Here is a 26,104-nt window from a genome sequence, read left to right on the forward strand (position 1 = left end):
GCTGGGAACGCATCTGTTATGGTCGTTTTCCCTAGCAACTGCATCTGTTTTCGGATGCCCGATACGGGGAACATCGACCCCATGGACTCGCTACCGCTCTACCGCCAGCTCTCCGCGCACTACGTGGACGCGATCCACACCGGCTCGCTCAAGCAGGGCGACAAGCTGCCCTCGCTGCGCAGCCTCATGCGGCTGCACGACATCAGCCTGTCGACCGCGCTGCAGGTCTGCCGCGCCATGGAAAGCGACGGCTGGGTCGAGGCCCGCGACCGTTCGGGGTACTTCGTGCGGCGGCCGCAGCGGATGGCCATCGCGCCGATGGAAGAGCCGATTGCCGACGTGCCGCCCGACCCCGCACAGTTCGTCAGCATGCGCACGCGCATGGCCAACTTCATGGCGCGTGGCCGGCACGCAGGCGTGAAGCTCAACTTCGCCATCGCCCGCGCGGCCCCCGAGCTGTACCCCGCCGAGGCCCTGCGCAACTCCATGACGCGCGCACTGCGCCAGCGGCCCGAGCTGTTGACCACCGCCTCGTCGCAGAAAGGCCACGAGCAGTTCCGCGAAGCGCTGGCACAGCGCAGCCTGCGCGTGGGCATGACGGTGCCGCCCGACGAAGTGCTCGTTACCAACGGCTGCATCGAGGCGCTGAACCTTGCGCTGCGCGCCATCGCCAAGCCCGGCGACACGGTGGCCGTGGAGTCGCCCACCTTCTACGGCCTGCTGCAGGTGCTCGAAAGCCTGGGGCTGCGCGCGCTCGAGATTCCGACCAGCCCGCAGGCCGGCATCTCCCTGGAAGCGCTCGACCTCGCCATCCACACCTACGACGACATCAAGGCCGTGGTGGTGGTGCCGCACCTGCAGAACCCCATCGGCAGCGTGATGCCCGACGCCCACAAGCAGCGGCTGGTGCACCTGTGCGAGAGCCACGGCATCGCGCTCGTCGAAGACGACACCTACAGCGACCTCGTGGAAAGCGACGCGCCGCTGCGCGCGGTGAAGTCGTGGGACCGCACGGGCAACGTGATCTATTGCGCCTCGCTGCACAAGGTGCTGGCGCCGGGGCTGCGGCTGGGCTGGATCACCGCCGGGCGCTGGCACGCACAGGTGGAAATGCTCAAGTACGCACAGACCCGCAACAACGAGGCGCTGGCGCAGATCGCCGCGGGCGAGTTCGTCGCGAGCGGCGGCTACGACCGCCACCTGCGCCGGCTGCGCGAGCGGCTGCACGTTCAGCGCGACCAGACGGCGGACGCCATCGCCAAGTACTTTCCGGCGGGCACGCGGCTGAACCTGCCGCGCGGCGGGCTGCAGCTGTGGGTCGAGCTGCCCGGGCAGCGCTCGTCGGTGGACGTGTTCGACGCGGCGCTGCGCGAACACATGCTGGTGGCGCCGGGCGCGCAGTTCTCGAACTCGGGGCGCTTCGACAACTACCTGCGCATCAACTGCGGCTGGCCGTATTCGAAGGCGGTGGATGCGGGGCTGCGGCGGCTGGGCGAGATCGTGTCGGCCGTGCGGCCGCCGCACTAGCAGCCAGCCGGCGATTCAGACGATGTAGAACACGACGGCGTCGCGCCTTGCGGCCGCGCCGGCGAAGAAGCGCTTCACACCTTCCATGAAGCCCGCGAGGTCCCGCGCGCCGTCCTGCCAGACCTTCGCCCAGTAGAGCTCGCCGAACTTCGCCGGCTCGCCCGTGAAGCGACCCACCAGTTCCGCCACGTCGCGCTGCGCGAGTCGGGCCGCCGTGCGCTCGACATGGGCGGCCGTGAGGTAGATGCAGCCCAGCCCGTCGGTGCCGTCGAGCTCTTCGCCGTCAACCGCCTCGGGCAGCAGCGTGCGCACCACGTCCCAGGCCTGCTCCACCGTCTGGCTGTCGTGGGGGCCGCCCTGCGCGGCCGGCGAATGCAGGAAGCCCGACACGGTGGACGGATCGATCACCAGCGCGCGCAGCCGGTAGCGATCGAGGGCGTAGAAAGCCGCGCCGATGCTCATGTGCTGGGTTCCATGCGTGCGGCACGCGCCACCGTGGCGAGCACCATGCTCACGCTGTCGATGTTGCGCTGCGCGTTGTCTATGTTCCTGAAGTGGTCGGGCGCGCAGATCTGGTTGAGCAGCAGCGTGCGCTTGAAGTGCATCAGCGCCTGGCGCAAGTCGCCCTCTTCCTGCGCGATCAGGCCCAAGTCGTTGTGGGCGGTTGCGGCCGCCTGCGAGATGCCTCGGCAGCTGCCCTGCTGGATGTCGAGCGAACGCTCGAACAGCGGCCTGGCCTTGTCGAATTCGCGGCGCGCCATGAACAGGCTGGCGAAGTTGTTGAGCATGTCGGAATGCAGTTCGGCGTCGCCCTCGCCCGGCGGGAGCTTGTCGAGGTGCACGAGAGCACGCGCGTAGCAAAGCTCGGCTTTGGCGTCCTGGCCGGACTCGGCATAGAGAAACGCCAGGTTGTTGAATGCGCGCACCACGCCATCGCTGGAGCCGCCCCGGGCTTCGGCCACCGCCATGGCGATGGTTTTCTTGTAGAGCGCTTCAGCCTCTTCGGCTCGCCCGGCCGCGGCATGCAGCAGCGCCAGGGTGTTGGTGGGCCCGCGCCGCCAGCTGTCGTCGAGGCCGAGCAGCCCGATCATGGCCAGGGCTTCATCTGCGGAGGCCTGTGCCTTGTCGTACCACTGCAGCCGGCGGCACAGTTCCGCATAGCTGGCCAGCTGGAGCACCACGGCCCTGTCCGCGCCACCGTACAGCCGGCGACTGGCGGCGACGGCTTCGGCGCAGAACTTCTCGGCACGGGGCAAGTCGCCCTGGGCCAGCGCATCGCGATAGCGCGCATCGCGGTCTTCGAGCAGGTTCAGCAGCGCACCTTCTTCGTCGGATGCAGCGCCGTGGGCCTTGCGTTCGGCGATGCCGGTCAGGGTCAGGTCCAGCGCCTTGCGGGCGATGTCCATGTCTTCCGCCGGCATGCCGATCTTGCGGCCGATGGAGAGGCTTTCCTCCAGGCTGGCCCGGGCCCTGTCGAAGGCCTTGAACTGGTAGCAGGCCTGGCCGAGCATGCACAGCGTCATCGCGAGGTTCTGGTGCGGGCCCTTGAACACGCGGCGCGCGGTGGCGACGATCTGCTCGGCGATGGCGACGGCTCCGGCCCAGTCTTCGGCCTCGGCGGCGGCCACGAAGCGCTCCTGCAGCTTGTTGGCTTCGGCGAGGGCGGCGAGGTCGTATTCCTTGGCTTCCCTTGTCCCGGCGCGGCGAGTGCGCTGGCGGATCGGAGCTTCTTCACCATCTTCGACAGCGGCCCCGTCCTGCTGCTTCATCCGCCGGTAGATCCAGTAGACGTCGAACAGCATCCACGGCAGCAGAAGCGCCAGGCCGAAGCGCGATCCCGGCAGGCCAGCGACACCATACAGCAGCAGCGCCAGTTGCGCCGCGCCGCCCAGGTAGCTCCCGAGATAGAAGCGATGCGCCCCGATGAAGCCACCCACCAGCCACAACAAGTAGGCATAGGAGCGACGGCGAGGCGGCAGGGTCATGGTGTTCGCCGGATGGTACGGTGGCCGTTCAGTCGAGCAGCGCCAGCGCAGCGTAGTCGCCGACTTTGTCGCCCAGGCCGGCGGGCACGAGGCGCACGCCTTGCGTGAGCGGCGGCAACTTGCCGTCTACATGCGCCAGCAGCCGGGGCAGCAGAAAGTCGCGGTGGTGCCAGAACACGCTGCCGCCCAGGCTGATGCGCTGCAGGTCGAGCGTGGCGATCAGGTTGTAGAGCATGCGGCCCATCACCCGGCACAGCGCATCGACGATTTCCAGCGAATGCCGCTCGCCGGCCACCGCCGAGCTGAAAAGATCGGCCGCGGGCTGGCCGAAGCGCCGGGCGATGGAGTTGCCGGCAATCAACCCTTCGACGTCGCCGACGTTGCCGCAGCCGCACAGAGCGCCGCTGGCGTCGTCCACCACGAAACTGTGGCCCGCATGGCCGGCGTTGCCGTTCTTGCCGCGCAGCGCTCGGCCGTCCACGCACAGGCCGACGCCGACGCCGGTACTCCACGTGACGTAGGCGCAATCGTCCAGGCCCTTGAGCGCGCCCCAGTGGCGCTCGGCCTCCAACGCGGCCACCGCATCGTTCTCGACCCGCACGCGGGCGAAGCGCTTTGCCAGCGGCGCCTCGACCAGTGCGGTCATCCATGTGTTGGGCAGGCCGCGCGCCGGGCCGGCAATGCCGCCGCAGATGTTGGGCGTGGCCAACTCGACCTTGCCCTCGCGCAGTTCGAACGGCCCGGCCGACGACACGCCCACGCGGTCGATGGTGGCGGCATCGATGCCTTGCTCCGCGCAGACCTCGTCGATCATCCGCATGATCTGCACCGCCACCGCGTCGTTGTCGCCGGTCTTGGCCGTGGGCTCGCTGCGGCGGCCGATCAGCGGCGCGTCGCTCGAAGCGGAAAGGCTTACGGCCACCTTGGTGCCGCCGATGTCTACGCAAGCTCTCATTGCTGTTTGTCTTTTCTCTACAGAAGACGCGCGACCAGCGCCGCGATCATGCTGAGCACCACGGTGCTGGCAATCGGCAGCTGCCACTCGCGGCCGAAGGCGCGGAACTCGAAATCGCCGGGCAGCCGTCCGAAGCCGAAGCGGCGCAGCCAGGCGGTCAGGCCGCTCATGAGCACCAGTGCGAGGACGACGACGATCAGCCAGCGGAACATGTTCGACAGTCTAGGCCGAGAGGATGGCCATGGCTTGCCGGTGGAGTTCGGGTGTTGCCGCCGCGATCACCCGCCCGTCCGACTTGAGCCCCAGCGGCTGGCCCTGCCAGTCGGTGATGATGCCGCCCGCGGCCTCGATCAGACCGGCGGGGCCGAGGTAGTCGTAAGGCTGCAAGCCGGTCTCGACCACGAGGTCGATGGTGCCGCCCGCCAGCTGGGCGTAGCCGTAGCAGTCGCCGCCGAAGCGGCGCATGGCGCACTGGCGGCTGAGCCGGTCGAAGGCAGTCCAGTCGGCCGGCGCGAAGATGTCGGGCGAGGTGGTGACGATGCGGGCCTTGGCTACCTCGGTGCAACTGCTGACGCGCACCGGCTGGCCGTCGCGCGTGGCGCCCTTGCCGGCCTCGCCAATCCAGCGCTCCTTGAGCACCGGCATATCGACCATGCCCAGCACCACGCGCCCGCCCTGCAGCACGCCGATCAGCGTGCCCCAAAGCGGTGAGCCGGTGATGAAGCTGCGCGTGCCGTCGATGGGGTCGAGCACCCAGACGCGCTCTGCGTCGAGCCGCTCGGGGCCGTGCTCCTCGCCGTAGATGCCGTCGGCCGGCACGCGCGCACCAAGAATTTCGCGCATGGCCGTCTCCGCAGCGCGGTCGGCCAGCGTGACCGGGCTTTCGTCGGCCTTGGTGATGATGTCCAGCGGCGTACGGAAGTAGTGCATCGACTGCGCTGCGGCGGCATCGGCCAGCGCCTGGGCAATCGACGAAAGATCGGGGGTCGAGGAGCTCATGGGAGAGTGGTTAACACGTGCCAAAACCTGCGATTAGACCCGAGCCGGGCCGGGTTTGACACGGCGGGGGCGCCAGCCCTAGCATGGCCCGGAAATTGCCAGGAGACAAAACAAATGGCCTCGCTCAAATTCCTGCGCACCGCACTGCTCGCCCTCCTGCTCGGCGCCTCGGCCCTGCTGGCGCACGCCACCCCTTCCGACGCCGAGGACAAGCTGATCGACACGCTGATCCAGCGCATCTCGAAAATGTCGGCCATGGTCTTCATGCGCAACGGCAACGAATACACCGCCGCCGACGCCGCCAAGCACATGCAAGCCAAGTACGACTACTTCAAAAAGGAGCTGGTGACGGCCGAAGACTTCATCGAGCGCTGCGCATCGCGCTCGGAGATGACGGGGCAGGCCTACAAGGTGAAGCTCAACAACGGCACGGTGCGTGACGCCAACGAATTCCTCAACAGCGAGCTGCGCGCCATGCGACAGGCCTCGAAGAAGACCAGCGGCTAGCTAGCGCTGCTGGCCCCAGCGGCGCACCGTGAGCCGCTCCAGCGTCTTGAAGCCCAGGCTCTCGACCAGCAGGCCGATCAGTACCACCATCGCAAGGCCCGCGAACACACGGTCGGTATACAGCTCGTTGCGGTTCTGGAAGATGTACCAGCCCAGGCCGCCCTTGCCCGACGAGGCACCGAACACCAGTTCGGCCGCGATCAGCGTGCGCCACGCAAAGGCCCAGCCGATCTTCAGGCCCGACAAGATCGACGGCAGCGCAGCCGGCACCAGGATCTGCAGCACGTAGCGCAGGCCCTTCAGCCCGTAGTTGCGCCCCGCCATGCGGAGCGTCTCGGGTACACCCTGGAAGCCCGCATAGGTGTTGAGCGCCAGCGGCCACAGCACCGAATGGATCAGCACGAACACGAGGCTGCCGCGCCCCAGCCCGAACCACAGCAGCGCCAGCGGCAGCAGTGCGATGGCGGGCAGCGGATTGAACATGGACGTGAGCGTGTCCAGCAGGTCACGGCCGATCTGTGTCGACACCGCGAGCGTGGTGAGCGCAAAGGCCAGCAGCACGCCCGCGAGGTAGCCCTGCAGCAGCACGGCCAGCGAAATGCGCACCTTCTCGATCAGCTCGCCGCTGGCAAGCCCTTCGAACAGCGCGCTCGCCGTGGCGGTGAAGGTGGGCAGCAGCAGGTCGTTGTTCTGCCAGCGGGCCGCGAGCTCCCACAGCACAGCGATGACGGCGAGGATCAGCCCCTTGCGCAGCCAGGCCTGCGACCAAATGCGTGCACCCAGGGGCAGCGTGCGTTCGACCGGTAGTTCGGTGAAGGGCTCGAGCGTGCGTTCGTACTCGGGGCGGATGGGAGGAACGATGGCGCTCATGCCGCAGCCTCCTCGTGCTCTTCCTCGAAAAGCATGTCATGGATACGCTGCGCCGTGCCCTGGAATTCCGCACCGCCCAAGCTGGCAAGCGAAAAGCCGTGGCTGTTGATCTCGGCGCGCATGCGCCCCGGGTGCGGCGAAAGCAGCGCGATGCGGTTGCCCACCACCAGCGCTTCTTCGATCGAGTGCGTGACGAACAGCAGCGTGAAGCGCACCTCGTCCCACAGCTCGAGCAGTTCCTGCTGCATCTTGCGGCGCGTGAGCGCGTCGAGTGCGGCGAAGGGCTCGTCCATCAGCAGCACGCGCGGCTGCATCGCAAGCGCACGGGCAATGGCCACGCGCTGCTTCATGCCGCCCGAGAGCTGGTGCGGATGCACGTCGGCAAACTTTGCAAGGCCGACCTTGTCGAGGTAGTGCAGCGCGCGTTCGGCGGCTTCCTTCTTGCCGAGCGTGCGCGAGGCCAGCAGCGGGAACATCACGTTCTGCTTCACGGTCTTCCACGGCGGCAACTGGTCGAACTCCTGGAACACGACGATGCGGTCGGGGCCGGGCTGCGTCACGCGTCGGCCTTCGAGGCGGATCTCGCCTTCGACCGGCGGGATGAAGCCCGCCACGGCCTTCAGCAGCGTGGACTTGCCGCAGCCCGAGGGGCCGAGCAGCACGAAGCGGTCGGCGGCGTGGACGTCGAAGCTCACGCGGTGCGTGGCGCGGACGACTCGCTCGGGGGTGCGGTATTCGAGGCTGACACCGTCCACCTGCAGCAGCGGTGCGCTTTCTTGCCCCCTCTCCCGCTCGCGGGAGAGGGTTGGGGTGAGGGCGGGTGGCGATGCCAGAGGCTCCCCCCTCACCCCCGCCCTCTCCCGATGGGAGAGGGATTCACCCCGGGAAGGCAAAGCCGCTGCCGTGCTCATCGATCAATTCCCCGACGAATTCTGCGCATCGTCGAAGAAGTAATCCTTCACCGAAGCCGGCTTGTTCTTGATCGCGCCCACACGGTGCATGAACTCCGCCAGCGGGTACGTGTTCTGCGGCGTGGTCTTGAACTGCACCTCGGGGTTCTTGATGATCTTCAGCAGCAGATCGCGGTCGAGCTTCGCGTTGCTCACCTTCAGGTAGATGTCGGCAGCCTTCTCGGGGTTGGCCGTGACGAACTTCGCCGCCTCGTCGAGCGCATCGACAAAGGCCTTGTACGTCTTCGGGTTCTCGCTGCGGAATTTTTCCGTCGCATAGAGCACCGTCGCCGACGACGGACCGCCCAGCACCTGGTACGAGTTGAGCACGATGTGCGCATTCGGATTGCCCGCGAGCTCCTGCTCCTGGAACGGCGGATTGCCGAAGTGCCCCGTGATCTCCGTGCCGCCCTTGATGATGGCCGCAGCCGCATCGGGGTGCGGCAGCGCCACGCTGATCTTGTCGAGCCGGTTGAACTCCTTGTCGCCCCACAGCTTGGCCGAGGCGAACTGCAGCACCCGCGACTGCACCGACACGCCCACGGCGGGCAACGCGATGCGGTCCTTGTCGGTGAAGTCGGCAATCGTCTTCACGTTCGGGTTGTTGCTCACCAGGTAGTACGGAAAGTTGCCCAGCGAGGCCACTCCCTTTACGTTCTGCTTGCCCTTGGTGCGATCCCACAGCGTGAGCAGCGGGCCCACGCCGGCGCCCGCGATCTCGATGTTGCCGGACAGCAGCGCGTCGTTGACGGCCGAGCCGCCCGAGAGCTTGACCCATTCGACCTTGGCGTCGACGCCCGCGGCCTTGGCGTGCTTCTCGATGAGCTTCTGGTCTTGCGCAACGTTGAGCAGCAGATAGACGATGCCGAACTGCTCGGCGATGCGGATCTGGCCTTCGGCGTGTGCAGCGAGGCTGCCAGCGAGAAGGCCGAGGCCGGTGACGAGCGCGGCGGCTTTGCGGGTGAAGCGGTTCATTGACGGGGGTCCGGAAGAAAGATCAGAAAGGCGTGTCGCCGACGATGGTGGTGCGGTTGAGGCGGCGGCGCAGGTGGTCTGGCGTACCCGCTGCGAGGTGCATCAGCGAGCGGTTGTCCCAGAACACAAGGTCGTGCGGTGCCCACTGGTGTCGGTACACGAACTCGGGCTTCACGCTGTGTGCGAACAGCTCAGCGAGCAGTGCATCGCTTTCGTCCTGCGGCAGGCCGACGATGCGCGTCGTGAAATGTTCGCTGACGAACAGCGCCTTGCGGCCCGTCTCCGGGTGCGTGCGCACGACAGGCTGGACGGCGGGCGCGACCTGGTCGATCTGCGCTTGCGAGAGCTTGGGGCGCCACGGGTTCTTCGCGCGCAACTCTTCGTATTTGGCGAGGTAGCTGTGCTCGGCCTTCAGCGGCAGGATGCGCTGCTGCAGCTCGGGGCTCAGCGATTCCCAGGCGAGGTGCTGGTCGGCGAACAGCGTGTCGCCGCCCTCGCTCGGCAGCTCCTGTGCATGCAGCAGGGAGCCCAGGCTGGGATTGGGCTTGTACGAAATGTCGGAGTGCCAGTAGACGCCCGCATCGCCGAGGCCGATGGGCTCGCCGTTCTCCTTGATGTTGGAGACGATGAGGATCTCGGGGTGGTTCTTCAGCTGGAACTGGTGCAAGACGTGGATTTCGAGCGGGCCGAAGCGGCGGCTGAAGTCGATGTGCTCTTGCGGGGTGATCTGCTGGTTGCGGAAGACCAGGACGTGGTGGTCGAGGTGGGCTTTGTGGATTCGGGCGAAGTCTTCGGCGCTGATTGGCTTCGAGATGTCGAGGCCGATGATTTCGGCGCCTACGGGGGCGTCGAAGGGGCGCACTTCGAAGTGCTGTGCGGCGGGCTCGGGCCTGCTGCTGGAAAGAACGGCTGTCATGCCGGGAATGTAGGGGTCGAGGGGGGCTTCTCCAACGAACTCTTCGTTGATAGCTTATGACTTTGGATGTTTGGGTTCCGGGGCCGGGTCTCGCCCCGGCGGGCGAGCTACTTTCTTTTGCTTCGCCAAAAGAAAGTAGCCAAAGAAAAGGCGACCCTACTGTCTGCGTCCCTACGCTTCGCTTCGGGCAACCTGCGGTGCTCGACTCCGGAGGGGGTCCGCAGAACTCGCTCCACTGCGTTGCGCTCAGACAGCTGCGGCCCTGATCCCTCCTACGTCTGCGCTCCTCGGCGCAGCCAGAAGGGATTGGGGAGCCCAGCAGGCCATCGCTGCGCTCGGCCTTCGAACTTCCAACAGCCAATACCAAGCCGAGCGAAGCAAAGGCCCGAGTTGTCTCCAACCCCCTCTGGCTGCGCCGAGGAGCGCAGCGTTTCGCGGATCAGGGCTCGCCCTTGTCTGAGCGAAGCGAGTTTGGGCGAGACCCCGCGAAACGCGAGCACCGCAGGTTGCCCCTTCGCACAGCGAAGGGGTCGCAGACAGTGGGGTCGCCTTTCTTTTGCCTACTTTTCTTTGGCGAAGCAAAGAAAAGTAGGTCGCCCGCCGGGGCGAGTCCCGGCCCCGGGAAAACAAACAGCCACAACACTCAAAGCGTATGACTGCGATCCCCCTCAACAAACCCCATCGCATCCCAAGGCTCCCCAACAGCAAACCCGACAACCTTGAACAGTTCCCCCATCTCATGCTCATGGATCAACCGCGCAGCCATCGCCCGCTCGGCGACAGACCCGGCTTCCATCCGAGCCAACAACCCGCAATTCAGCAGAAACCGCGCCTGACTCGTATAGCCCAGCACCACGAGCCCCGCGTCCTGCCCGGCCAACGCGATCCCAGTGAAGTCGACATGCGCAGTGATGTCCTTGTAGCCCACGTCGGACAGCGGATCACCATCAGCCTGATGCGCCCGGTGGCACATCACCGTACCCATGTGCCGCTGCGGGTGGTAGTACTCGGCCTCGGGAAATCCGTAGTCGATGAGAAAAGCCGCCCCCTTCCGAAGCCGGTCCGCCAGCGTCGCGATAAAAGCCCGAGCCTGCGGATGAACCTCCGTCAGATAGTCATGCTCGCCAGCCACATCGAGCGGCGGGCGAAGTTCGGTAGGGCGGTCCGCCCAGGTCCAACCGTCGCCCTGCGCATTGCGCACCACCCCACGCTCAAACCACTGCCCACCCACCCGCGCCAGCAATTGCACCGGCATCGCATCGAGCACTTCGTTTCCAACCACCACGCCTTCCATCGACTCAGGCAGCTCGTTCAGCCACTCGACACGATCCGCATACCGCACCAGCGCCTGCTGCTGCCGCTCCCGCAACGTGCCGGAGAGATCGACGATGCGATAGCGCACATCGGTGCGCCCCATCTCGTCGAGCGCATGCAGCAGCTGAACCGCCAATGCACCAGAGCCAGCACCGAATTCCCACACCGTGTCGGTCCCCGTCTTCTCCAGCGCCTCGGCCACCTGCGCTGCCAGGGTCTGCCCGAACATCGGCGTGAGTTCCGGCGCCGTCACGAAGTCGCTGCCCGAAGAAGGCATGTGCCCGAACTTGGCCGAAGTGTTGGCGTAGTAGCCCAGGCCGGGCGCATACAACGCGAGCGCCATGAAGCGGTCAAACCCGATCCATCCACCCGCGCGCTCGACGGAACGCGCGATGAGGTGGTCGAGGGCGGTGGGTAAACTGCTGGGGGTCGTCTTTGTCGTCACAGCGCCATTCTCCCTCTCCCCGCATGAGCCCCGTTTCCCAAGCCCCTGCCTCCCGCCGCACCGTTCTCGTCACGGGCGCAGGCCGCAGGCTGGGCCGCGAGATCGCGCTGGGGCTTGCCGCAGGCGGCTGGCAAGTGGCGGTGCACTACCGGACTTCGCTGGCGGAAGCCGAGCAGACAGTGGCCGACTGCGCCGCGCTCTCGGGCGACTCGGCCCTGTTCGCCGCCGACCTCGAAGACGAACAGGCCACGCGCTCCCTGCTGCCTCGCGTGGTCGCGCGCTTTCGCAGCGTCGATGCCGTGGTCCACAGCGCCGCTCTGTTCGAGCACGACGAAGCCGCCACCTTCGGCTACGCGCTCATGGAACGCCATGCGCGCAGCAACACCGGCGCGGCCATCCTCTTGGCGCAGGCGCTGCACGAACACCTGGCGGCGCGCGACGCGCAAGGTGCGGTCGTCCATCTGCTCGACCAGAAGCTCTGGAACCCGAACCCCGACTTCCTGAGCTACACGCTGTCGAAGGCCGCGCTCGAAGCCGCCACGCCGATGCTGGCCCTGGCCCTCGCGCCGCGCGTGCGCGTGGTGGGTGTGGCGCCCGGCCTCACGCTGGCGAGCCACATGCTGGACGACGACAAGTTCGCGCAATTGCACAAGCTGTCGCCGCTGGGCCGCTCCTCCACGCCAGACGACGTGGTCGCCACGGTGAAGTTCGCACTGGAGAACCGCTCGATCACCGGCACCACCCTGCTGGTGGACGGCGGCCAGCACCTGATGAAATTCGAGCGCGATTTCTCGCTCATGTGAGCACCACCACCATGTCCACTCCCTCGCAAGGCCACCAGACACTCACCCTCCAGGGCCTGCGCTTCGACGCCAACCTGGGCATCCTCGAACAGGAGAAGACAGCGCCGCAGCCGATCCTGGTCGATGCCGAACTCAACCTCGGCCCGCAGCCGCTGCTGCCGCAGGACGACGACATCTTCCACGTGCTCGACTACCGCAAGGTGCGCCGCATCATCATCGAAGAGTGCACGGCCGAGCACGTCAACCTGCTCGAAAGCCTGATCGGCAAGCTGGTGCAGCGCCTGCTGCAGCTGCCCGGCGTGGTGGGCGTGCGCGTGAAGATCGCCAAGCTCGAAATCTTCGACGACTGCGAAGTGGCGATCCGCATGGAAGCCGGCGAGTGGTGAGCAACGGCTCCTCAGGCCGCTGAACCACAGGCCACGGCGGGCTTGACGGCCACGGGCCACATCCGCACGGCAAGCGCACCCAGCCCCGACACCGCCCCCAGCAAGGCCACGGCCGACCAGCCCCACTGCGCCAGCACCAGGGCGCCGAGCGCGGAACCCGTGGCCATGCCGATGAACACGCCGGTGAAGAACACCGCATTGAGCCGGCTGCGCGCACCGGGGTCGATGCCGTAGACCACGGTCTGGTGCGCAATCAGCGCGGCCTGCAGCCCGAAGTCGAAGCCGATGGCACTGGCCACGATCAACCCCAGCCGAGCGGCAAGCGCCATCAGCGGCGCAAACAGCATGGCTGCGAACGACACCACGACAAGCACGGCGCCCATGCGGATCACCAGCTCGGGGCCGCGGCGGTCCGCCAGGCGACCGGCCAGCGGCGCGGCCAGCGCACCCGCTGCGCCGGCCAGGCCGAAGGCGCCGGCAGCCGCGCTGCCAAGATGGAAGGGTGCGCCGTGCAGCATCACGGCCAGCGTCGACCAGAAGGCGCTGAAACCCACCGACAGCAGGGCCTGCGCAAAGGCGGCGCGGCGCAGCGCGCTATGGCGTTTCCACAGATCCGCCAGCGAGCCCAGCAGCGCGCCGTAGCCAAGGTGCGTGGTCGGGCGCAGGCGCGGCAGGCCGCGCGCGGCGGCAACGCCGATGAACGCGATGCTGGCCGCCGCGACCACGAACATCGTGCGCCAGCCGAAGTGCTCGGCCACGAAGCCGCTGAGCACGCGCGACAGCAGGATGCCCAGCAGCAGCCCCGTCATCACCGTGCCGACGATCTTGCCGCGGTGCGCCTCGGGCGCCAGCGTGGCGGCCGCCGGCACCACGTCCTGCGCCATGGTGGCGGCAAGGCCGATGACGAGGCTGGCCGCCAGCAGCGGGCCGACCGAGGGCGAAAAAGCCGCGCCGAGCAACGCCAGCACCAGCACCGAGGCCTTGACGAGGATGATGCGGCGGCGGTCGAAGCGGTCGCCCAGCGGCGCGAGCAGCAGGATGCCGAGCGCGTAGCCCAGCTGCGTGAGCGTGGGGACGAAACCCACGGAGCGGGCCGAGGCACCGATGTCGGGCCCGAGCACGCCCAGCATTGGCTGGCTGTAATAAAGCGCTGCGACACCGAAGCCGGCGCTGGCGGCCAGCAGCAGGATCAGCGAGCCGGGCAGTCGCTCATGCGTTGATTGAATGGAAGACATAGTATTAACCCTAATAACCAGGAAACAAGGGCTGGAGTTTGCAGGGCTGCAGCAGCCAAAGGTAGCCTCCCGGGTCGAACAATTGATATACGCTTGGCGTATGGAAAAGCCCGCTCCCGCCGACCGCATCGAGCTGATGCAGACCTTCGTGCGCATCGTCGAGGCCGGCAGCCTGTCAGCCGCGGCCACGCAGATGGGCACCACCCAGCCCACCGTGAGCCGCCGCCTGCAGGCGCTCGAGCGCTCGCTGGGCGTGCGGCTGCTGCAGCGCTCCACGCATGCGATGAAGCTCACGGAGGACGGAGAGCGCTGCTTCGATCGCGCCAAGGAGCTGATCCAGAGCTGGGGCGCCTTCGAGGCCGAGCTGCGCGGCGTCGGCGACCAGCCCGAGGGCCGGCTGCGCGTGGTGGCGCCGCATGCCTTCGGGCAGCAGTTGCTGGTCGGCCCGCTAGCCGGGTACCTGCAGCGCCATCCGCAGGTGACGGTCGAATGGCTGCTGCACGACAGCCCGCACGACCAGACGCCCGACTTCATCGCCGAGGGCGTTGACTGTGCGATTCGCGTCGGCGAAGTGACTGACCCGGCCGTGGTGGCGATCCGCCTGTCCGAGGTGCCACGCATCGCGATTGCTGCGCCTTCTCTTTTCGAGGGCGCGGCCGCGGTGCCCACCCACCCCCGCGAACTGGAAGCCCTGCCCTGGCTGGCCGCGCGCAACTTCTACCGCACCGAGGTCGTGCTGACGCATGAGGCCACCGGCGAGGTGTACCGCGTGCCGATCCGCCCGCGCATGACTACCGACAGCCTCTACGCCCTGCGCAGCGCCGCCGTACTGGGCCTGGGCGCGGGCGTGTCGTCGACATGGATGCTGACCGAGGAGATCGCCGCGGGCCGGCTGCTGCACTTGGTGCCGCAGTGGCGCGGGACGCCCGCGCCGGTGTACCTCGCGTACCCGTACGCGCGCTTCTATCCGGCGAAGCTGCGGCTCTTCGTCGAGGCGATGCGCACCGCCTTTCCCACCGCGTAGCGTGCGGAATGGGGATCGGGGACAATCACCCCCTTCCCCCGACTCCCCGAAGTAGCCTGCCCATGAACGCCGTCTGGATCGACGAGGCGCCCGCCGCCGCCGACGCCACTGCCAATTCCCTGAAGATCGAGCGCGAAACGCACAAGCTCGAAAAGCGCCTGTGCCGCCAGGTCGGGCAGGCCATCGTCGACTACAACATGATCGAAGAGGGCGACAAGGTCATGGTGTGCGTCTCGGGCGGCAAAGACAGCTACGCGCTGCTCGACATCCTGCTCAAGCTGAAGGCGCGCGCGCCGATTCACTTCGACATCGTCGCAGTCAACCTCGACCAGAAGCAGCCCGGCTTTCCCGAAGAGGTGCTGCCCAAGTACCTGAGCGACCTGGGCGTGGACTTCCACATCGAGAACCAGGACACCTACAGCATCGTCAAGCGCGTGATTCCCGAAGGCAAGACCACCTGCGGCCTGTGCAGCCGGCTGCGCCGCGGCATCCTGTATCGCGTGGCCGACGAGCTGGGCGCCACCAAGGTCGCGCTGGGCCACCACCGCGACGACATGCTGCAGACCTTCTTCCTCAACATGTTCTTCGCCGGCAAGCTCAAGAGCATGCCGCCCAAGCTGGTGAGCGACGATGGCAAGCACATCGTGATCCGCCCGCTGGCCTACGTGGCCGAAAAAGACACGGTGCGCTGGGCCCAGCACCGCGAGTTCCCGATCATTCCGTGCACGCTGTGCGGCAGCCAGGAAAACCTGCAGCGCAAGCAGGTCGGAGAAATGCTGCGCGAGTGGGACAAGAAGTACCCCGGCCGCGTGGAGAACATGTTCACTGCGCTGCAGAACGTGGTGCCTTCGCACCTGCTCGACGGAACACGGCACGACTTCAAGGGTCTGAAGGCGACGGGCGTGGCGGATGACGATGGCGACAAGGCCTTCGACACCCCCTCCTTCGATATGCTCTCCCAGGCACCTGCCGCCCTGCGCATCGTCCAGGGCTGACCGGGCAACCCAGGGGAATTTTGGGCTTTGCGCCCGGAGACCCTCATGAAACTTGCGTTCTCTGCTCTTCTTCTTGCAGCAAGCCTGACGGGTTGCGCCACCTCCTGGGTGGTCGACAGCGACGTCAAGAGCTTTGCCTCCCCCGGCACCGTGGCGCCCGGAGCCACCTACCGCTTCGACCGCCTGCCCTCGCAGCAGGCCGACGGCGCGCGGCAGGAATCGCTCGAAGCCATGGCCGCCGCGGCGCTCGACAAGGCCGGCCTGCGCCGCGACGACGCCAAGCCCCAGTACACCGCGCAGATCGGCGCACGCGTGACGGCCGGCCTCTCGCCCTGGGCCGATCCGTGGCTCTACAACGGCCCCTGGGGTTATGGCTACGGCGGCTATGGCTACTACGGCCGGCGCTGGTACGGCGGCGGCTGGTATGGCGGCCCGGCGTTCGCGCCGCCAGCCAACCCCTGGTACGAGCGCGAAGTGAGCGTGGTGCTTCGCGAGGTGGGCTCCAACCGCGTGGTCTACGAGACCCGCGCCCGCAACGACGGCCCCTACACTTCGAGCGCGGCGATCCTGCCGGTGATGTTCCAGGCAGCGCTGCAGGACTTTCCGAACCCGCCGCAGGGCGAGCGCCGGGTCAACATCGAGCTGCCCGCGGCCCAAAAGTAGCGCTTCTAGAATCCCGCGAATGGAAGAAGCCACCCGCCTGATCGCCGTTCGCCACGGCGAAACCGCCTGGAACGTCGACACCCGCATCCAGGGCCAGCTCGACATCGGGCTCAACGAGACCGGGCTCTGGCAGGCACGGCGCGCCGGCGGTGCGCTGGCCGACGAGCCGATTGGTGTCGTCTACGCCAGCGACCTCTCTCGCGCCTGGCAGACCGCAGAAGAAATCGCCAAGCCCCATGGCCTGGCCGTGCAACCCGAGCCGCGCCTGCGCGAGCGCGCCTTCGGGCATTTCGAGGGCCTGAGCTTCGCCGAGATCGAAGCCACGCTGCCGGTGCAGGCCAAGCTCTGGCGCGAGCGCGACCCCGAGTTCGAACCCGACGGCGGCGAGAGCCTGCTGGTGTTCCGCGACCGCGTGACAGGCGTGGCCTCCGAGCTGGCGGCACGACATCCGGGCGAGCTGGTCGTGCTGGTTGCACACGGCGGCGTGATGGACGTGCTGTACCGCGCCGCCACCCGGCAGGCACTGCAGGCGCCGCGCACCTGGCAGCTGGGCAATGCAGCCATCAACCGCATGCTGTGGACGCCGGAAGGTTTCAGCCTGGTGGGCTGGAGCGATACCGCCCACCTGGCGGCGGACACGCCGCTCGATGAGCCCACGACCTAGCGCGACGGCACGATGGGCCGCTTGCCTTTCTCCGACCCGGGCAAGACGCTCCCATGAAAAGAACAAATTCGCCCCCCTCGGCGTACGCCAGTTGGGATGCATCCCAGACGCTGTCTGCGCCGTGGACCGACGCCACGCATCTGGGAAGCTTCGTCACCCTGGAGGCCGGCGACACCATTGCGCGCGAAGGCGAACGGCACGACTACTTCTATCTTTTGCGATCGGGGTTCGTTCACTCCACGATCCAGCGAAGCAACGGCTCGGAGTTCCTGCTCGAGATCTTCGGACCGGGTGCGATTTTTGGCGAAGGCCCGGCGTTTGCCGACAGTCCTCGGCCCACGACGACCCGGGCGGTCGCGCCGGCCATTCTCAGCCGCTATCGCCCGGCGGATGTCGCGGAGCAATTTTCGGAGCTTCCCGAGCTCGCGACCTCGTTGATCCAGCTGCTCGGCTTCAAGAATCACATGATCGTCGCCAAGCTTGCCGGGGTGGCCTCGGCGGCGCCCAAGGAGCGGGTCATCGATTTACTGCTGCGTGTGGCACGCCTGCCATCGGCGCAGGCATCGAAACAACTCACCGTCGATCTGACGCATGAGCAGATTGGCGCCATGACGGCATTGAGTCGCGTCACCGTCACCCGCACGTTGAATGCGCTGGCGGGACACGGGCTCATTGAAACGCGGGCCCGGCAGGTCAGCATCCCGAATGCGCCGGCCTTGCGGCGTTTCCGCGATGCGTCACCATAAGAAAAAAGCCCACTTCCTGTATCGCTGGATACCGTCGAGACCTTCCCCCATCGCCATCATTCACCCCGTCACACACATGGATGGGAAGAGCGGAGGAGGGAACGGGAAGAGCCGTTGAAGAAGAGGCCCGCCTTCAATTGGCAACGGCCCAGGTGTGACGTTTCGCAGGACTGCCAAAGTCCTTTCTGGCCGGGTGGCTCACGCTCATGACCATCCGGCATCTTTTGGATCGCCGTCAGGCGTGCGAGGCGGCGTGACCGCCCGCTGCAGCTTCGGCCTTGGCCTCTCCCGGCAGATCGACCATCGGCCCCGTGCCACTGTAGCGGTCCAGCGCCAGGTAGATGGCCGGCGTGATGTACAGCGTGATCACCTGCGAGAAGATCAGCCCGCCCACCACGGCCACGCCCAGCGGCTGACGCAACTCGGCGCCGGCGCCCAGGCCCAATGCCAGCGGCAGCGCGCCCATCAGCGCGGCCAGCGTGGTCATCAGAATGGGGCGGAAACGCAGGCGGCAGGCCTCGCGGATCGCGTCCACCGGCTGCATGCCCTCGGTGCGCTGCGCGTCGAGCGCGAAGTCGATCATCATGATCGCGTTCTTCTTCACGATGCCGATCAGCAGCAGGATGCCGATGGTCGCGATCAGTGTCAGGTCGAAGCCGAAGAGCTTCAGCGAGATCAGCGCCCCCACCGCCGCCGAGGGCAGCCCCGCCAGAATCGTCAGCGGGTGGATGTAGCTCTCGTACAGCACACCCAGCAGCACGTAGATGACCAGCACCGCCAGCACCAGCAACACGGCCTGGCTCGACTGCGAGCTCTGGAACACCGCCGCATCGCCGCCGTAGGTGGTGATGATCGACTGCGGCATCTTCAGCTCGTCCTTGAACTGGTCGATCTTCGCGGTCGCGTTGCCCAGCGGCACGTCGGGCGCGAGATTGAACGACACCGTCACCGCCTGCAACTGGCCCTGGTGGTTGACCGAAGTCGGCCCCACGGTGCGCTTGACGGTCGAGAAGGCCGACAGCGGCACCAGCCTGCCCGTGGTGCTGCGCACCGACAGGCGCGAGACGTCTTCCTCGAACTGGCGGTCGTTGTCGGCGGCCGAGAGGATCACCTGGTAGGTGTTGCTCGAACCGTAGATGCTGCCGATCTGGCGGTCGCCGTAGGCGTTGTAGAGCGCGGTGCGCAGGTCGCCAACGGCCACGCCGAGCACGCCGGCCTTGTCGCGGTCGATGTCGAGCGTGGCCTGCAGGCCGCGGTTCTGCGAGTCGCTGGTCACGTCGCGGAAAGCCGGGTCGGCGCGCATGCGCTCCATGAGCCTGGTAGACCAGGGCACCATCTCGCCCGCGTTCACGCTCTGCAGCGTGTACTGGAAGCGCGCCTTGCTCTGGCGGCCGCCCAGGCGCAGGTTCTGCACCGGCTGCATGTAGACGGCGATGCCTGGGATCTCGCGGAAGCGCTGGCGCAGCGACTCGAGCACCTTCGCCATCTGCGGGCGCTCGCTGCGCGGCTTGAGCACCGCGAACAGCCGGCCGGAATTCTGCGTGGCCGTGGGCCCGCCGACGCCGACGAAGGAACTCACGTAGTCGACGCTCGGGTCGTCCTTGAGCGTTGCGGCCACACGGTCTTGCAGCGCCTTCATGGCGGTGAATGAAATGTCTTCGGCCGCTTCAGTGGTGATCTGGATCTGGCCGATGTCTTCCTCGGGGAAGAAGCCCTTCGGGATGGTCGCGAACAGCCAGCCCGTGATGACGAAGGTGAGCGCCGCCATCATCAGCATCACCTTGCGATGCCCCAGCGTCCAGTCGAGCGTGCGCATGTAGCCGCCGTGCACCGCGCGATAGCCGCGCTCGAATGCGCGGCCGATGGCCGTGCCCGGCTCGGGGTGCTCTTCTTCGTGGTCGAGCGCGCCCTCCTTGCGCGGCACCTGCTTGAGCAGGCGGCTCGCGAGCATCGGCACCAGCGTGAGCGACACCACGGCAGACACCAGCACCGCCAGCGCCACCACCACCGCGAACTCGTGGAACAGCAGGCCGATCACGCCCGGCATGAAGAAGATCGGGATGAACACGGCCACCAGCGAGATGGAGATCGACACGATGGTGAAGCCCACCTCGCGCGCGCCGCGCAGCGCTGCCGCGAACGGGTCCATGCCCTTCTCGACGTAGCGCATGATGTTCTCGAGCACCACGATGGCATCGTCCACCACCAGGCCCACAGCCAGCGTGATGCCGAGCAGCGAGATGTTGTCGAGGCTGTAGCCGAAGGCGTAGAGCAGCGCCACCGCGCCGATCAGCGAAATCGGAATGGTCGCCGCCGGAATCAGCGTGGCCACCAGCCGGTGCAGGAACAGGAAGATCACCAGCACCACCAGCGCGATGGTGCCCAGCAGCGTGAGCTGCACGTCGTGCACGGCCTCGCGGATCGACAGCGAGCGGTCGTTCACCATCTGGATTTCCACCGACTGCGGCAGCTCGGCCTTGAAGCGCGGGATGAGCGCACGCACCGCATCCACTACCTGCACGGTGTTGGCGTTGGGCTGGCGCTGCACGGCGAGCGAAATCGAGTCCTGCCCGTTGAAGCTGCTGGCGGTCTTGACCGACTCGAAGCTGTCCTCGATGGTGGCCACCTCGTCCAGCCGCACCGGAGCGCCATTGCGCTGGCCGACGATCAGCTTGGCGAAGTCGGCCGCCTTCATGAGCTGGCGGTTGGCCTGGATGGTGAGCGTCTGGCGCGGGCCGTCGAGCACGCCGACCGGTGTGTTGGCGTTGGCCGAGTTCACCGCCTTGGCGAGTTCGTCGAGCGTGATGTTGCGCGCGTTGAGCAGGTCGGCGTTGGCCTTGATGCGCACCGCAAAAGCCTTGCGGCCATACACGCCCACCTGCGCCACGCCGTCGATGGTCGAGAGCGTGGGCGAGATCAGGTTCTCGGCGTAGTCGTTGAGTTCCGACGGGTTCATCGACGGCGAGATCAGCGCGATGAACAGCACCGGCGCATCGGCCGGGTTCACCTTGCGGTACGAGGGCAGCTGCGTGAGCTCTTGCGGCAGCTGGCGCTGGGCGCGCAGCAGCGCGGCCTGCACGTCGACGGCGGCGGCGTCGATGTCGCGGCTGCTCACGAACTCGAGCGTGAGCGAGGTCACGCCCTGCGTGTTCACCGAGCTGATGGTCTGCAGGCCAGGAATGGTCGAGAACTGCTTTTCGAGCGGCAGCGCCACCGACGACGCCATGGTGTCCGGGCTCGCACCCGGCAGCTGCGCGTTGACGTTGATGACCGGCGTGTTGTAGCTGGGCAGCGCGGCAACGGGGATACTGAAGTACGCAAAGATGCCGATGACCACCACGGCCGCAGACAGCAGCACCGTCATCGCAGGACGACGGATGCAGAGCTCCGAAATGTTCATGCGCGTTCCTGCTTCGGCGGCTTGATGTCAGCGCCGTCCGAAGAGGCCGCGCTGCCCGGCGTGACGCCGGTGGTGCCGTTGGCGGGCGCTGCAGGCTCGGCGGGCGTACCCGGCGCCTTGACGTCAACGCGGACCTTGCCGCCCGGGCGCACGTTCTGGCTGCCCTCGATCACCACCTGCTCACCCGGCTCCACGCCGCTGACCGCGACCTTGGTGCCGAAGGTGTGCAGCGTCTTCACCTTGCGGCGCGTGGCGGTCTTGCCTTCGTCGACCACATAGAGCGAAGTTCCCTCGGACAGCATCATCAGCGCCGCGGCCGGCACCACGGTGACGCCGTTGAGCGTGCGCACCGTGATGCGCGTGCCGACGAACTGGCCCGGCCACAGGCTCTGGTCGGCGTTGGCGAACACGGCCTTGGCGCGCACCGTGCCGATCTGCGGATCGACGGTGTTGTCGACGAAGTCGAGCGTGCCGCTCAGCGGCGCCTTGCCGCCGGTGACGACGGCCTCGACCTTCGAGCGCGAGCGCGCGGCCTCCAGCAGGTCTTGCAGGTTGCCTTCGGGCACCGGGAAGCTCACGGCGATCGGGTCGAGCTGCGTGATGGTGACCAGCGACAGCGTTGGCTGCACCAGCGTGCCCGGATAGATGTTGACGGCGCCGATACGCCCCGCAATGGGCGCGCGCAGCGTGGCGTAGCCCAGCGCCACCTGCGCCGACTGCACGGCCGCGCGGTCGGCGGCCACGGCGGCGCGCTGTGCTTCTAGCTGGGAGAGCGTGGCGTCGGCCGCGCTCTTGGCGATGAAGTTCTGCGCCACCAGGTCCTGGCTGCGCTTGTACTGGCGCTCGAGGTCGGCCATGGTGGCCTCGTCTTTTTGCTGCTGTGCACGGGCGCGGGCGAGATTGGCCTGGTCGTTGCGGTCGTCGAGCGTGAAGAGCAGTTGGCCGGACTTGACGAACTGGCCCTCCTTCACGTGCACCCCGCTCACCGTGTTCGTCACCTGCGGGCGCAAGTCGACGCTGTTGAGGGACACCACGCTGCCATTGACCTGCACGGTCACCGGCACATCCTGCTTCTGCGCCGTGGCCAGCGTCACGAGCGCGGGCGCGCCGCCGCCGCCATTGGCTGTCGGGGCCTTGGCACTCTTTGTGGCGGACTTGTCGCCGGACATGCTCCACCACCCGCCTGCGACGGCTACGATCAACACGCCCGCAAGGGCGACCGCGACATTTTTCTTCATGGGTTCTTTGTGCACTTTGGGCTGACAGCGACTATTGGATCAGCGGCTGACTCTCGGTGTTCACGGGGCCTGTAAAGAAATGTAAAGCAGGTCAACCCAAAGCCCCGCATAACTGACTGTGGCCGGCGCGAGAGAACCACACCCCCTCGCTAAAATCGCCGCTCCACAGCCTCTGGATAAACCCCATGAACCGCTGCAAGACAATCACGAATGCTCTCACTTTCATAGCAGTTTGCACAGCAGCCATTGCTGCTGCAGGCCTTTTCCCGCTCACCGCCAGCGCCCAGGACGAAGTGCCCCGGCCGCAGACCCAGAACGAATCGCTCGTTGGCGGTCGCACTTTCCCTATCGGCACTTTGCGCGGCAAATTCATGGTCACCAACGCGCCTGATGTCGAACTCGACGGCAAGGCCGATCGCCTGGGCGCCGGCGCGCGCATCCGCAGCGGCCAGAACATGCTGGTGATGCCCGGCGCCATCGTCGGCCAGAAGTACCTCGTCAACTACACGCGCGACGCCGCCGGGCTGCTGCGCGAGGTGTGGATCCTCACGCCCGACGAAGCCACGGCCAGCCGCGAGTCGCTGGACAAGCCGCTCCTGAGCATCTGGCCGTTCACCTCGAACGACACCGTCAACACGCAATAACGCAGCGGCGCGCCGCGCGCACCTGCAGCCCTCCACCCTCGGAGGGCAGAGAGAGTTCCCCATGAAAAAAGTATTCATCAAGACCTTCGGCTGCCAGATGAACGAGTACGACTCGGACAAGATGGCCGACGTGCTCAACGCAGCCCAGGGCTACGAGCCCACGCAGAACGTGGACGAGGCCGACCTCATCCTGTTCAACACCTGCTCGGTGCGCGAGAAGGCACAGGAGAAGGTGTTCTCCGACCTCGGCCGCGTGAAGCACCTGAAGGCCAAGGGCGTGAAGATCGGCGTGGGGGGCTGCGTGGCGAGCCAGGAGGGCGAGGCCATCATCGCGCGCGCTCCCTACGTCGACATCGTGTTCGGCCCGCAGACGCTGCACCGCCTGCCCGAGATGCTGAACGACCGCGAGCGCCTGAACCGCCCGCAGGTGGACATCAGCTTTCCCGAGATCGAGAAGTTCGACCACCTGCCGCCCGCGCGCGTCGAGGGCGCGACGGCCTTCGTGTCGATCATGGAAGGCTGCTCCAAGTACTGCAGCTACTGCGTAGTGCCCTACACCCGCGGCGAGGAAGTGAACCGCCCGCTCGACGACGTGCTGGTCGAGATCGCCGGCCTGGCCGACCAGGGCGTGCGCGAGATCACGCTGCTGGGCCAGAACGTGAATGCCTACCGCGGCAAGATGGGCGACACCACCGAGATCGCCGACTTCGCGCTGCTGATCGAATACGTCGCCGAGATCCCCGGCATCGAGCGCATCCGCTACACCACGAGCCACCCGAACGAGTTCACGCCGCGGCTGATCGAGGCCTACGCGAAGGTGCCCCAGCTCGTGAGCCACCTGCACCTGCCGGTGCAGCACGGCAGCGACCGCATCCTGATGGCAATGAAGCGCGGCTACACCGCCATGGAATACAAGAGCACAGTGCGCAAGCTGCGCGCCATCCGTCCCGAACTTGCACTCTCCAGCGACTTCATCGTCGGCTTCCCCGGCGAGACCGACGACGACTTCAACAAGATGATGAAGCTGATCGACGACTGCCAGTTCGACGCCAGCTTCAGCTTCATCTTCAGCCCGCGCCCCGGCACGCCTGCCGCCGCGCTGCACGACGACACGCCGCACGAGGTGAAGCTCGCGCGCCTGCACACGCTGCAGGCCGTGATCGACACCAACGTGAAGCGCTTCGGCCAGGCGCTGGTCGGCACGACGCAGCGCGTGCTGGTGGAAGGCGCCTCGCGCAAGGACGCGAACGAGCTCATGGGCCGCACTGCCTGCAACCGCGTCGTCAACTTCGAAGGCGACGCAAGGCTCGTTGGCCAGATGACCGATCTGCGCATCACCCGCTCGCTGGCCTACACGCTGCGCGGCGAGGTCGTCACGAGCGAATCGTCGATGCCGGCGCTCGCCCACTGATGGCGAAGCGACCTTCCATACGGGGCTCTTTCCAGCAGCTCCTGCTGTTTGCCTTCTTGCTGATCACCGCGCTGCTGGTTGGCGTGGCGCTGCGCTCGGTGCTGCAGTACGACGTGCTGATGACGCAAAGCCGCGACGCGGCCGCGCGCGCGCTGCGCCTGTCGGGCGCGTCCCAGTCGCTGGCCGAACGCAGCGCGGCCATGGAGCGCGCGGGGCGCCAGTCGCTGGTGCTCAACGACGCAGTGCTGCGCCGCCGCTTCGACGACGCGGCGCGCGAGGCGCACCAGGTGCTGGAGCGGCTGGAAAAGAACGGCCTCGCGCCCGCCGGCATCGAGATGTGGCGCACCCAGCTCGGCGTGATCGAGGGCCTGATGAGCGGCAACGCCGACAGCGCCCTCGCCCGCGAAAGCACGATGGCCATGCAGTTCCGCGAGCTCGATGCGCTCAACACCAACCTCGCGCAGCAGGCGCAGTTTTTGATCGAAACGCAGAACGACGCGCTGGCCAAGCGCATCGAGAACGCGCGCCGCCGGCTGATGCGCGAAGTGGTCGCCGCCAGCGTGCTCGCGGTGGTGCTGGCGCTGGCCTTCGGCATCTGGCTCGCACGGCCTTTCAAGCGGCTGGAAAACGCCATCGTCGGCCTGGGCCAGAACCGGCTCGACGAGCCCATCGACATCCGTGGCCCGGCCGACGTGCGGCGCGTATCGCAGCAGCTCGAATGGCTGCGGCTGCGCCTGACCGAGCTCGATGCCGACAAGGCGCGCTTCCTGCGCCACGTGTCGCACGAGCTGAAGACGCCGCTGGCCGCGCTGCGCGAGGGCGTCTCGCTGCTCGAAGACGGCGTGACCGGGCCGCTGAACCCGGCGCAGCTCGAAGTTGCTCAGATCCTGCAGCAGAACACCGTGGCGCTGCAGGGCCAGATCGAGGCGCTGCTGCGCTTCAACGCCGCCGCTTTCGAGGCGCGCGAGCTGCGCCGCGAACGCACCGAGCTGCTGCCGCTGATCGAGGAACAGATCGAGGCGCAGCGCCTGCAGTGGCAGTCGCACGGCCTGCGCGTGCGCGCCGAGGGCGAGCCCATCGCAATGACGGTCGACCGCACCAAGCTCGGCACCGCAATCGCCAATCTGTTGAGCAACGCCATTCGCTTTTCGGTAACGGGCGGTGTCATCACCCTGGCGGTGTCGGGGACGCCCGAGGCGGTGCACATCGACGTGAACGACGCCGGGCCCGGCATTGCCGAGGGCGACCGCGACCGGATCTTCGAACCCTTCTTCCGCGGCGAACGCCAGCCCGAGCACACGGTGAAAGGCACGGGCATCGGACTTTCCATCGTGCAGGAGTACATTGCAGCCCACGGGGGCCGCATCACTCTGCAGCCCGGCGGTCCCGGTGCTCGCTTTCGCATCGAACTGCCGCGCACGGCCTGACCACCCCGGCTTCCCCTCTCCAACA

The 26,104-nt window shown here is 67.1% G+C and carries 25 protein-coding genes; 12 read left to right on the forward strand and 13 right to left on the reverse strand.

Annotation, left to right across the window (positions count from 1 at the left end; all coding sequences use genetic code 11):
* The first annotated feature begins 81 nt into the window (after positions 1-81).
* On the forward strand, positions 82-1,527 hold the full coding sequence (locus tag ACSFCA_RS23895; protein ID WP_435461013.1) for an aminotransferase-like domain-containing protein: 1,446 nt from the start codon (positions 82-84) through the stop codon (positions 1,525-1,527).
* A 15-nt stretch (positions 1,528-1,542) separates the two neighbouring features.
* Here ACSFCA_RS23895 and ACSFCA_RS23900 read toward each other — a convergent pair whose 3' ends face one another.
* Genes ACSFCA_RS23900 through hisN form a run of 5 tightly spaced genes read right to left on the reverse strand, consistent with a single transcriptional unit; the run spans position 1,543 to position 5,466 of the window.
* The gene (locus tag ACSFCA_RS23900) at positions 1,543-1,989 is read right to left on the reverse strand and encodes a YfbM family protein (protein WP_258351173.1); all 447 of its coding nucleotides are present in this window, start codon (positions 1,987-1,989) and stop codon (positions 1,543-1,545) included.
* Positions 1,986-3,512 carry a tetratricopeptide repeat protein gene (locus ACSFCA_RS23905; protein ID WP_435461014.1) on the reverse strand — a complete coding sequence of 509 codons (1,527 nt, stop codon included), beginning with the start codon at positions 3,510-3,512 and terminating at the stop codon, positions 1,986-1,988. The genes ACSFCA_RS23900 and ACSFCA_RS23905 overlap by 4 nt, the downstream gene beginning before the upstream one ends.
* 28 nt (positions 3,513-3,540) lie before the next feature.
* Positions 3,541-4,467, reverse strand: coding sequence for an ROK family protein (locus ACSFCA_RS23910; RefSeq protein WP_435461015.1), 927 nt, complete (start codon positions 4,465-4,467; stop codon positions 3,541-3,543).
* A 17-nt stretch (positions 4,468-4,484) separates the two neighbouring features.
* Positions 4,485-4,679 (reverse strand): DUF2905 domain-containing protein, encoded by a 195-nt coding sequence (locus ACSFCA_RS23915; RefSeq protein WP_056509065.1) that lies wholly within the window; start codon positions 4,677-4,679, stop codon positions 4,485-4,487.
* Positions 4,680-4,689: 10 nt separating this feature from the next.
* Entirely contained in the window at positions 4,690-5,466 is a 777-nt protein-coding gene (gene hisN, locus ACSFCA_RS23920) for a histidinol-phosphatase (protein ID WP_435461016.1), read from the reverse strand.
* Positions 5,467-5,580: 114 nt separating this feature from the next.
* On the opposite strand from hisN, the gene ACSFCA_RS23925 reads away from it, so the two are divergent.
* Positions 5,581-5,973, forward strand: coding sequence for a DUF5329 family protein (locus tag ACSFCA_RS23925; RefSeq protein ID WP_435461017.1), 393 nt, complete (start codon positions 5,581-5,583; stop codon positions 5,971-5,973).
* Here the strand turns inward: ACSFCA_RS23925 and ACSFCA_RS23930 are convergent, their stop codons facing one another.
* From ACSFCA_RS23930 to ACSFCA_RS23950, 5 genes are all read right to left on the reverse strand, one after another.
* Complete coding sequence (locus ACSFCA_RS23930) at positions 5,974-6,843, reverse strand: ABC transporter permease (RefSeq protein WP_093078655.1); 870 nt, start codon at positions 6,841-6,843, stop codon at positions 5,974-5,976.
* A complete protein-coding gene (locus ACSFCA_RS23935; RefSeq protein ID WP_375338415.1) occupies positions 6,840-7,754 on the reverse strand; it encodes an ABC transporter ATP-binding protein in 915 nt (304 codons plus the stop codon). Before ACSFCA_RS23935 ends, ACSFCA_RS23930 begins: the two co-directional genes overlap by 4 nt.
* A gap of 3 nt (positions 7,755-7,757) precedes the next feature.
* The gene (locus ACSFCA_RS23940; RefSeq protein ID WP_258351178.1) at positions 7,758-8,768 is read right to left on the reverse strand and encodes an ABC transporter substrate-binding protein; all 1,011 of its coding nucleotides are present in this window, start codon (positions 8,766-8,768) and stop codon (positions 7,758-7,760) included.
* A 22-nt stretch (positions 8,769-8,790) separates the two neighbouring features.
* The gene (locus tag ACSFCA_RS23945; RefSeq protein ID WP_435461018.1) at positions 8,791-9,684 is read right to left on the reverse strand and encodes a TauD/TfdA dioxygenase family protein; all 894 of its coding nucleotides are present in this window, start codon (positions 9,682-9,684) and stop codon (positions 8,791-8,793) included.
* Positions 9,685-10,327: 643 nt separating this feature from the next.
* Complete coding sequence (locus tag ACSFCA_RS23950; RefSeq protein WP_435461019.1) at positions 10,328-11,443, reverse strand: class I SAM-dependent methyltransferase; 1,116 nt, start codon at positions 11,441-11,443, stop codon at positions 10,328-10,330.
* Positions 11,444-11,466: 23 nt separating this feature from the next.
* On the opposite strand from ACSFCA_RS23950, the gene ACSFCA_RS23955 reads away from it, so the two are divergent.
* Both ACSFCA_RS23955 and ACSFCA_RS23960 read left to right on the forward strand, forming a co-directional pair.
* On the forward strand, positions 11,467-12,246 hold the full coding sequence (locus ACSFCA_RS23955) for an SDR family oxidoreductase (protein WP_435461020.1): 780 nt from the start codon (positions 11,467-11,469) through the stop codon (positions 12,244-12,246).
* 11 nt (positions 12,247-12,257) lie between these two features.
* Positions 12,258-12,632: a dihydroneopterin aldolase gene (locus tag ACSFCA_RS23960; protein ID WP_093056387.1), complete on the forward strand. Its 375-nt coding sequence runs from the start codon at positions 12,258-12,260 to the stop codon at positions 12,630-12,632.
* A gap of 11 nt (positions 12,633-12,643) precedes the next feature.
* Here the strand turns inward: ACSFCA_RS23960 and ACSFCA_RS23965 are convergent, their stop codons facing one another.
* On the reverse strand, positions 12,644-13,867 hold the full coding sequence (locus tag ACSFCA_RS23965) for an MFS transporter (protein WP_435461021.1): 1,224 nt from the start codon (positions 13,865-13,867) through the stop codon (positions 12,644-12,646).
* Between the two features lie 100 nt (positions 13,868-13,967).
* Here ACSFCA_RS23965 and ACSFCA_RS23970 point away from each other — a divergent pair, with 100 nt between their 5' ends.
* The 5 genes from ACSFCA_RS23970 to ACSFCA_RS23990 all read left to right on the forward strand — a co-directional run bounded on the left by ACSFCA_RS23970 (position 13,968) and on the right by ACSFCA_RS23990 (position 17,959).
* Entirely contained in the window at positions 13,968-14,891 is a 924-nt protein-coding gene (locus tag ACSFCA_RS23970; protein WP_435461022.1) for a LysR family transcriptional regulator, read from the forward strand.
* A 62-nt stretch (positions 14,892-14,953) separates the two neighbouring features.
* A complete protein-coding gene (gene ttcA / locus ACSFCA_RS23975) occupies positions 14,954-15,886 on the forward strand; it encodes a tRNA 2-thiocytidine(32) synthetase TtcA (RefSeq protein WP_435461023.1) in 933 nt (310 codons plus the stop codon).
* A 45-nt stretch (positions 15,887-15,931) separates the two neighbouring features.
* Entirely contained in the window at positions 15,932-16,549 is a 618-nt protein-coding gene (locus tag ACSFCA_RS23980) for a DUF4136 domain-containing protein (protein ID WP_435461024.1), read from the forward strand.
* Positions 16,550-16,568: 19 nt separating this feature from the next.
* Positions 16,569-17,213 (forward strand): histidine phosphatase family protein, encoded by a 645-nt coding sequence (locus ACSFCA_RS23985; protein WP_097200105.1) that lies wholly within the window; start codon positions 16,569-16,571, stop codon positions 17,211-17,213.
* Positions 17,214-17,266: 53 nt separating this feature from the next.
* The gene (locus ACSFCA_RS23990; protein ID WP_258351187.1) at positions 17,267-17,959 is read left to right on the forward strand and encodes a Crp/Fnr family transcriptional regulator; all 693 of its coding nucleotides are present in this window, start codon (positions 17,267-17,269) and stop codon (positions 17,957-17,959) included.
* Between the two features lie 235 nt (positions 17,960-18,194).
* Here the strand turns inward: ACSFCA_RS23990 and ACSFCA_RS23995 are convergent, their stop codons facing one another.
* Positions 18,195-21,359 carry an efflux RND transporter permease subunit gene (locus tag ACSFCA_RS23995; protein ID WP_097200106.1) on the reverse strand — a complete coding sequence of 1,055 codons (3,165 nt, stop codon included), beginning with the start codon at positions 21,357-21,359 and terminating at the stop codon, positions 18,195-18,197.
* A complete protein-coding gene (locus tag ACSFCA_RS24000; protein ID WP_258355358.1) occupies positions 21,356-22,528 on the reverse strand; it encodes an efflux RND transporter periplasmic adaptor subunit in 1,173 nt (390 codons plus the stop codon). The genes ACSFCA_RS23995 and ACSFCA_RS24000 overlap by 4 nt, the downstream gene beginning before the upstream one ends.
* A 254-nt stretch (positions 22,529-22,782) precedes the next feature.
* Between ACSFCA_RS24000 and ACSFCA_RS24005 the strand changes: the two genes are divergently transcribed.
* The 3 genes from ACSFCA_RS24005 to ACSFCA_RS24015 all read left to right on the forward strand — a co-directional run bounded on the left by ACSFCA_RS24005 (position 22,783) and on the right by ACSFCA_RS24015 (position 26,079).
* A complete protein-coding gene (locus ACSFCA_RS24005) occupies positions 22,783-23,241 on the forward strand; it encodes a hypothetical protein (RefSeq protein ID WP_435461025.1) in 459 nt (152 codons plus the stop codon).
* Between the two features lie 61 nt (positions 23,242-23,302).
* Positions 23,303-24,652, forward strand: a complete 1,350-nt coding sequence (miaB, locus tag ACSFCA_RS24010) for a tRNA (N6-isopentenyl adenosine(37)-C2)-methylthiotransferase MiaB (RefSeq protein ID WP_435461026.1) — start codon at positions 23,303-23,305, stop codon at positions 24,650-24,652.
* Entirely contained in the window at positions 24,652-26,079 is a 1,428-nt protein-coding gene (locus ACSFCA_RS24015; protein WP_258351191.1) for a sensor histidine kinase, read from the forward strand. The genes miaB and ACSFCA_RS24015 overlap by 1 nt, the downstream gene beginning before the upstream one ends.
* Positions 26,080-26,104: the final 25 nt, after the last annotated feature.

The sequence above is a fragment of the Variovorax multivorans genome, assembly GCF_051216835.1.
Classification (GTDB): Bacteria; Pseudomonadota; Gammaproteobacteria; order Burkholderiales; family Burkholderiaceae_C; genus Variovorax.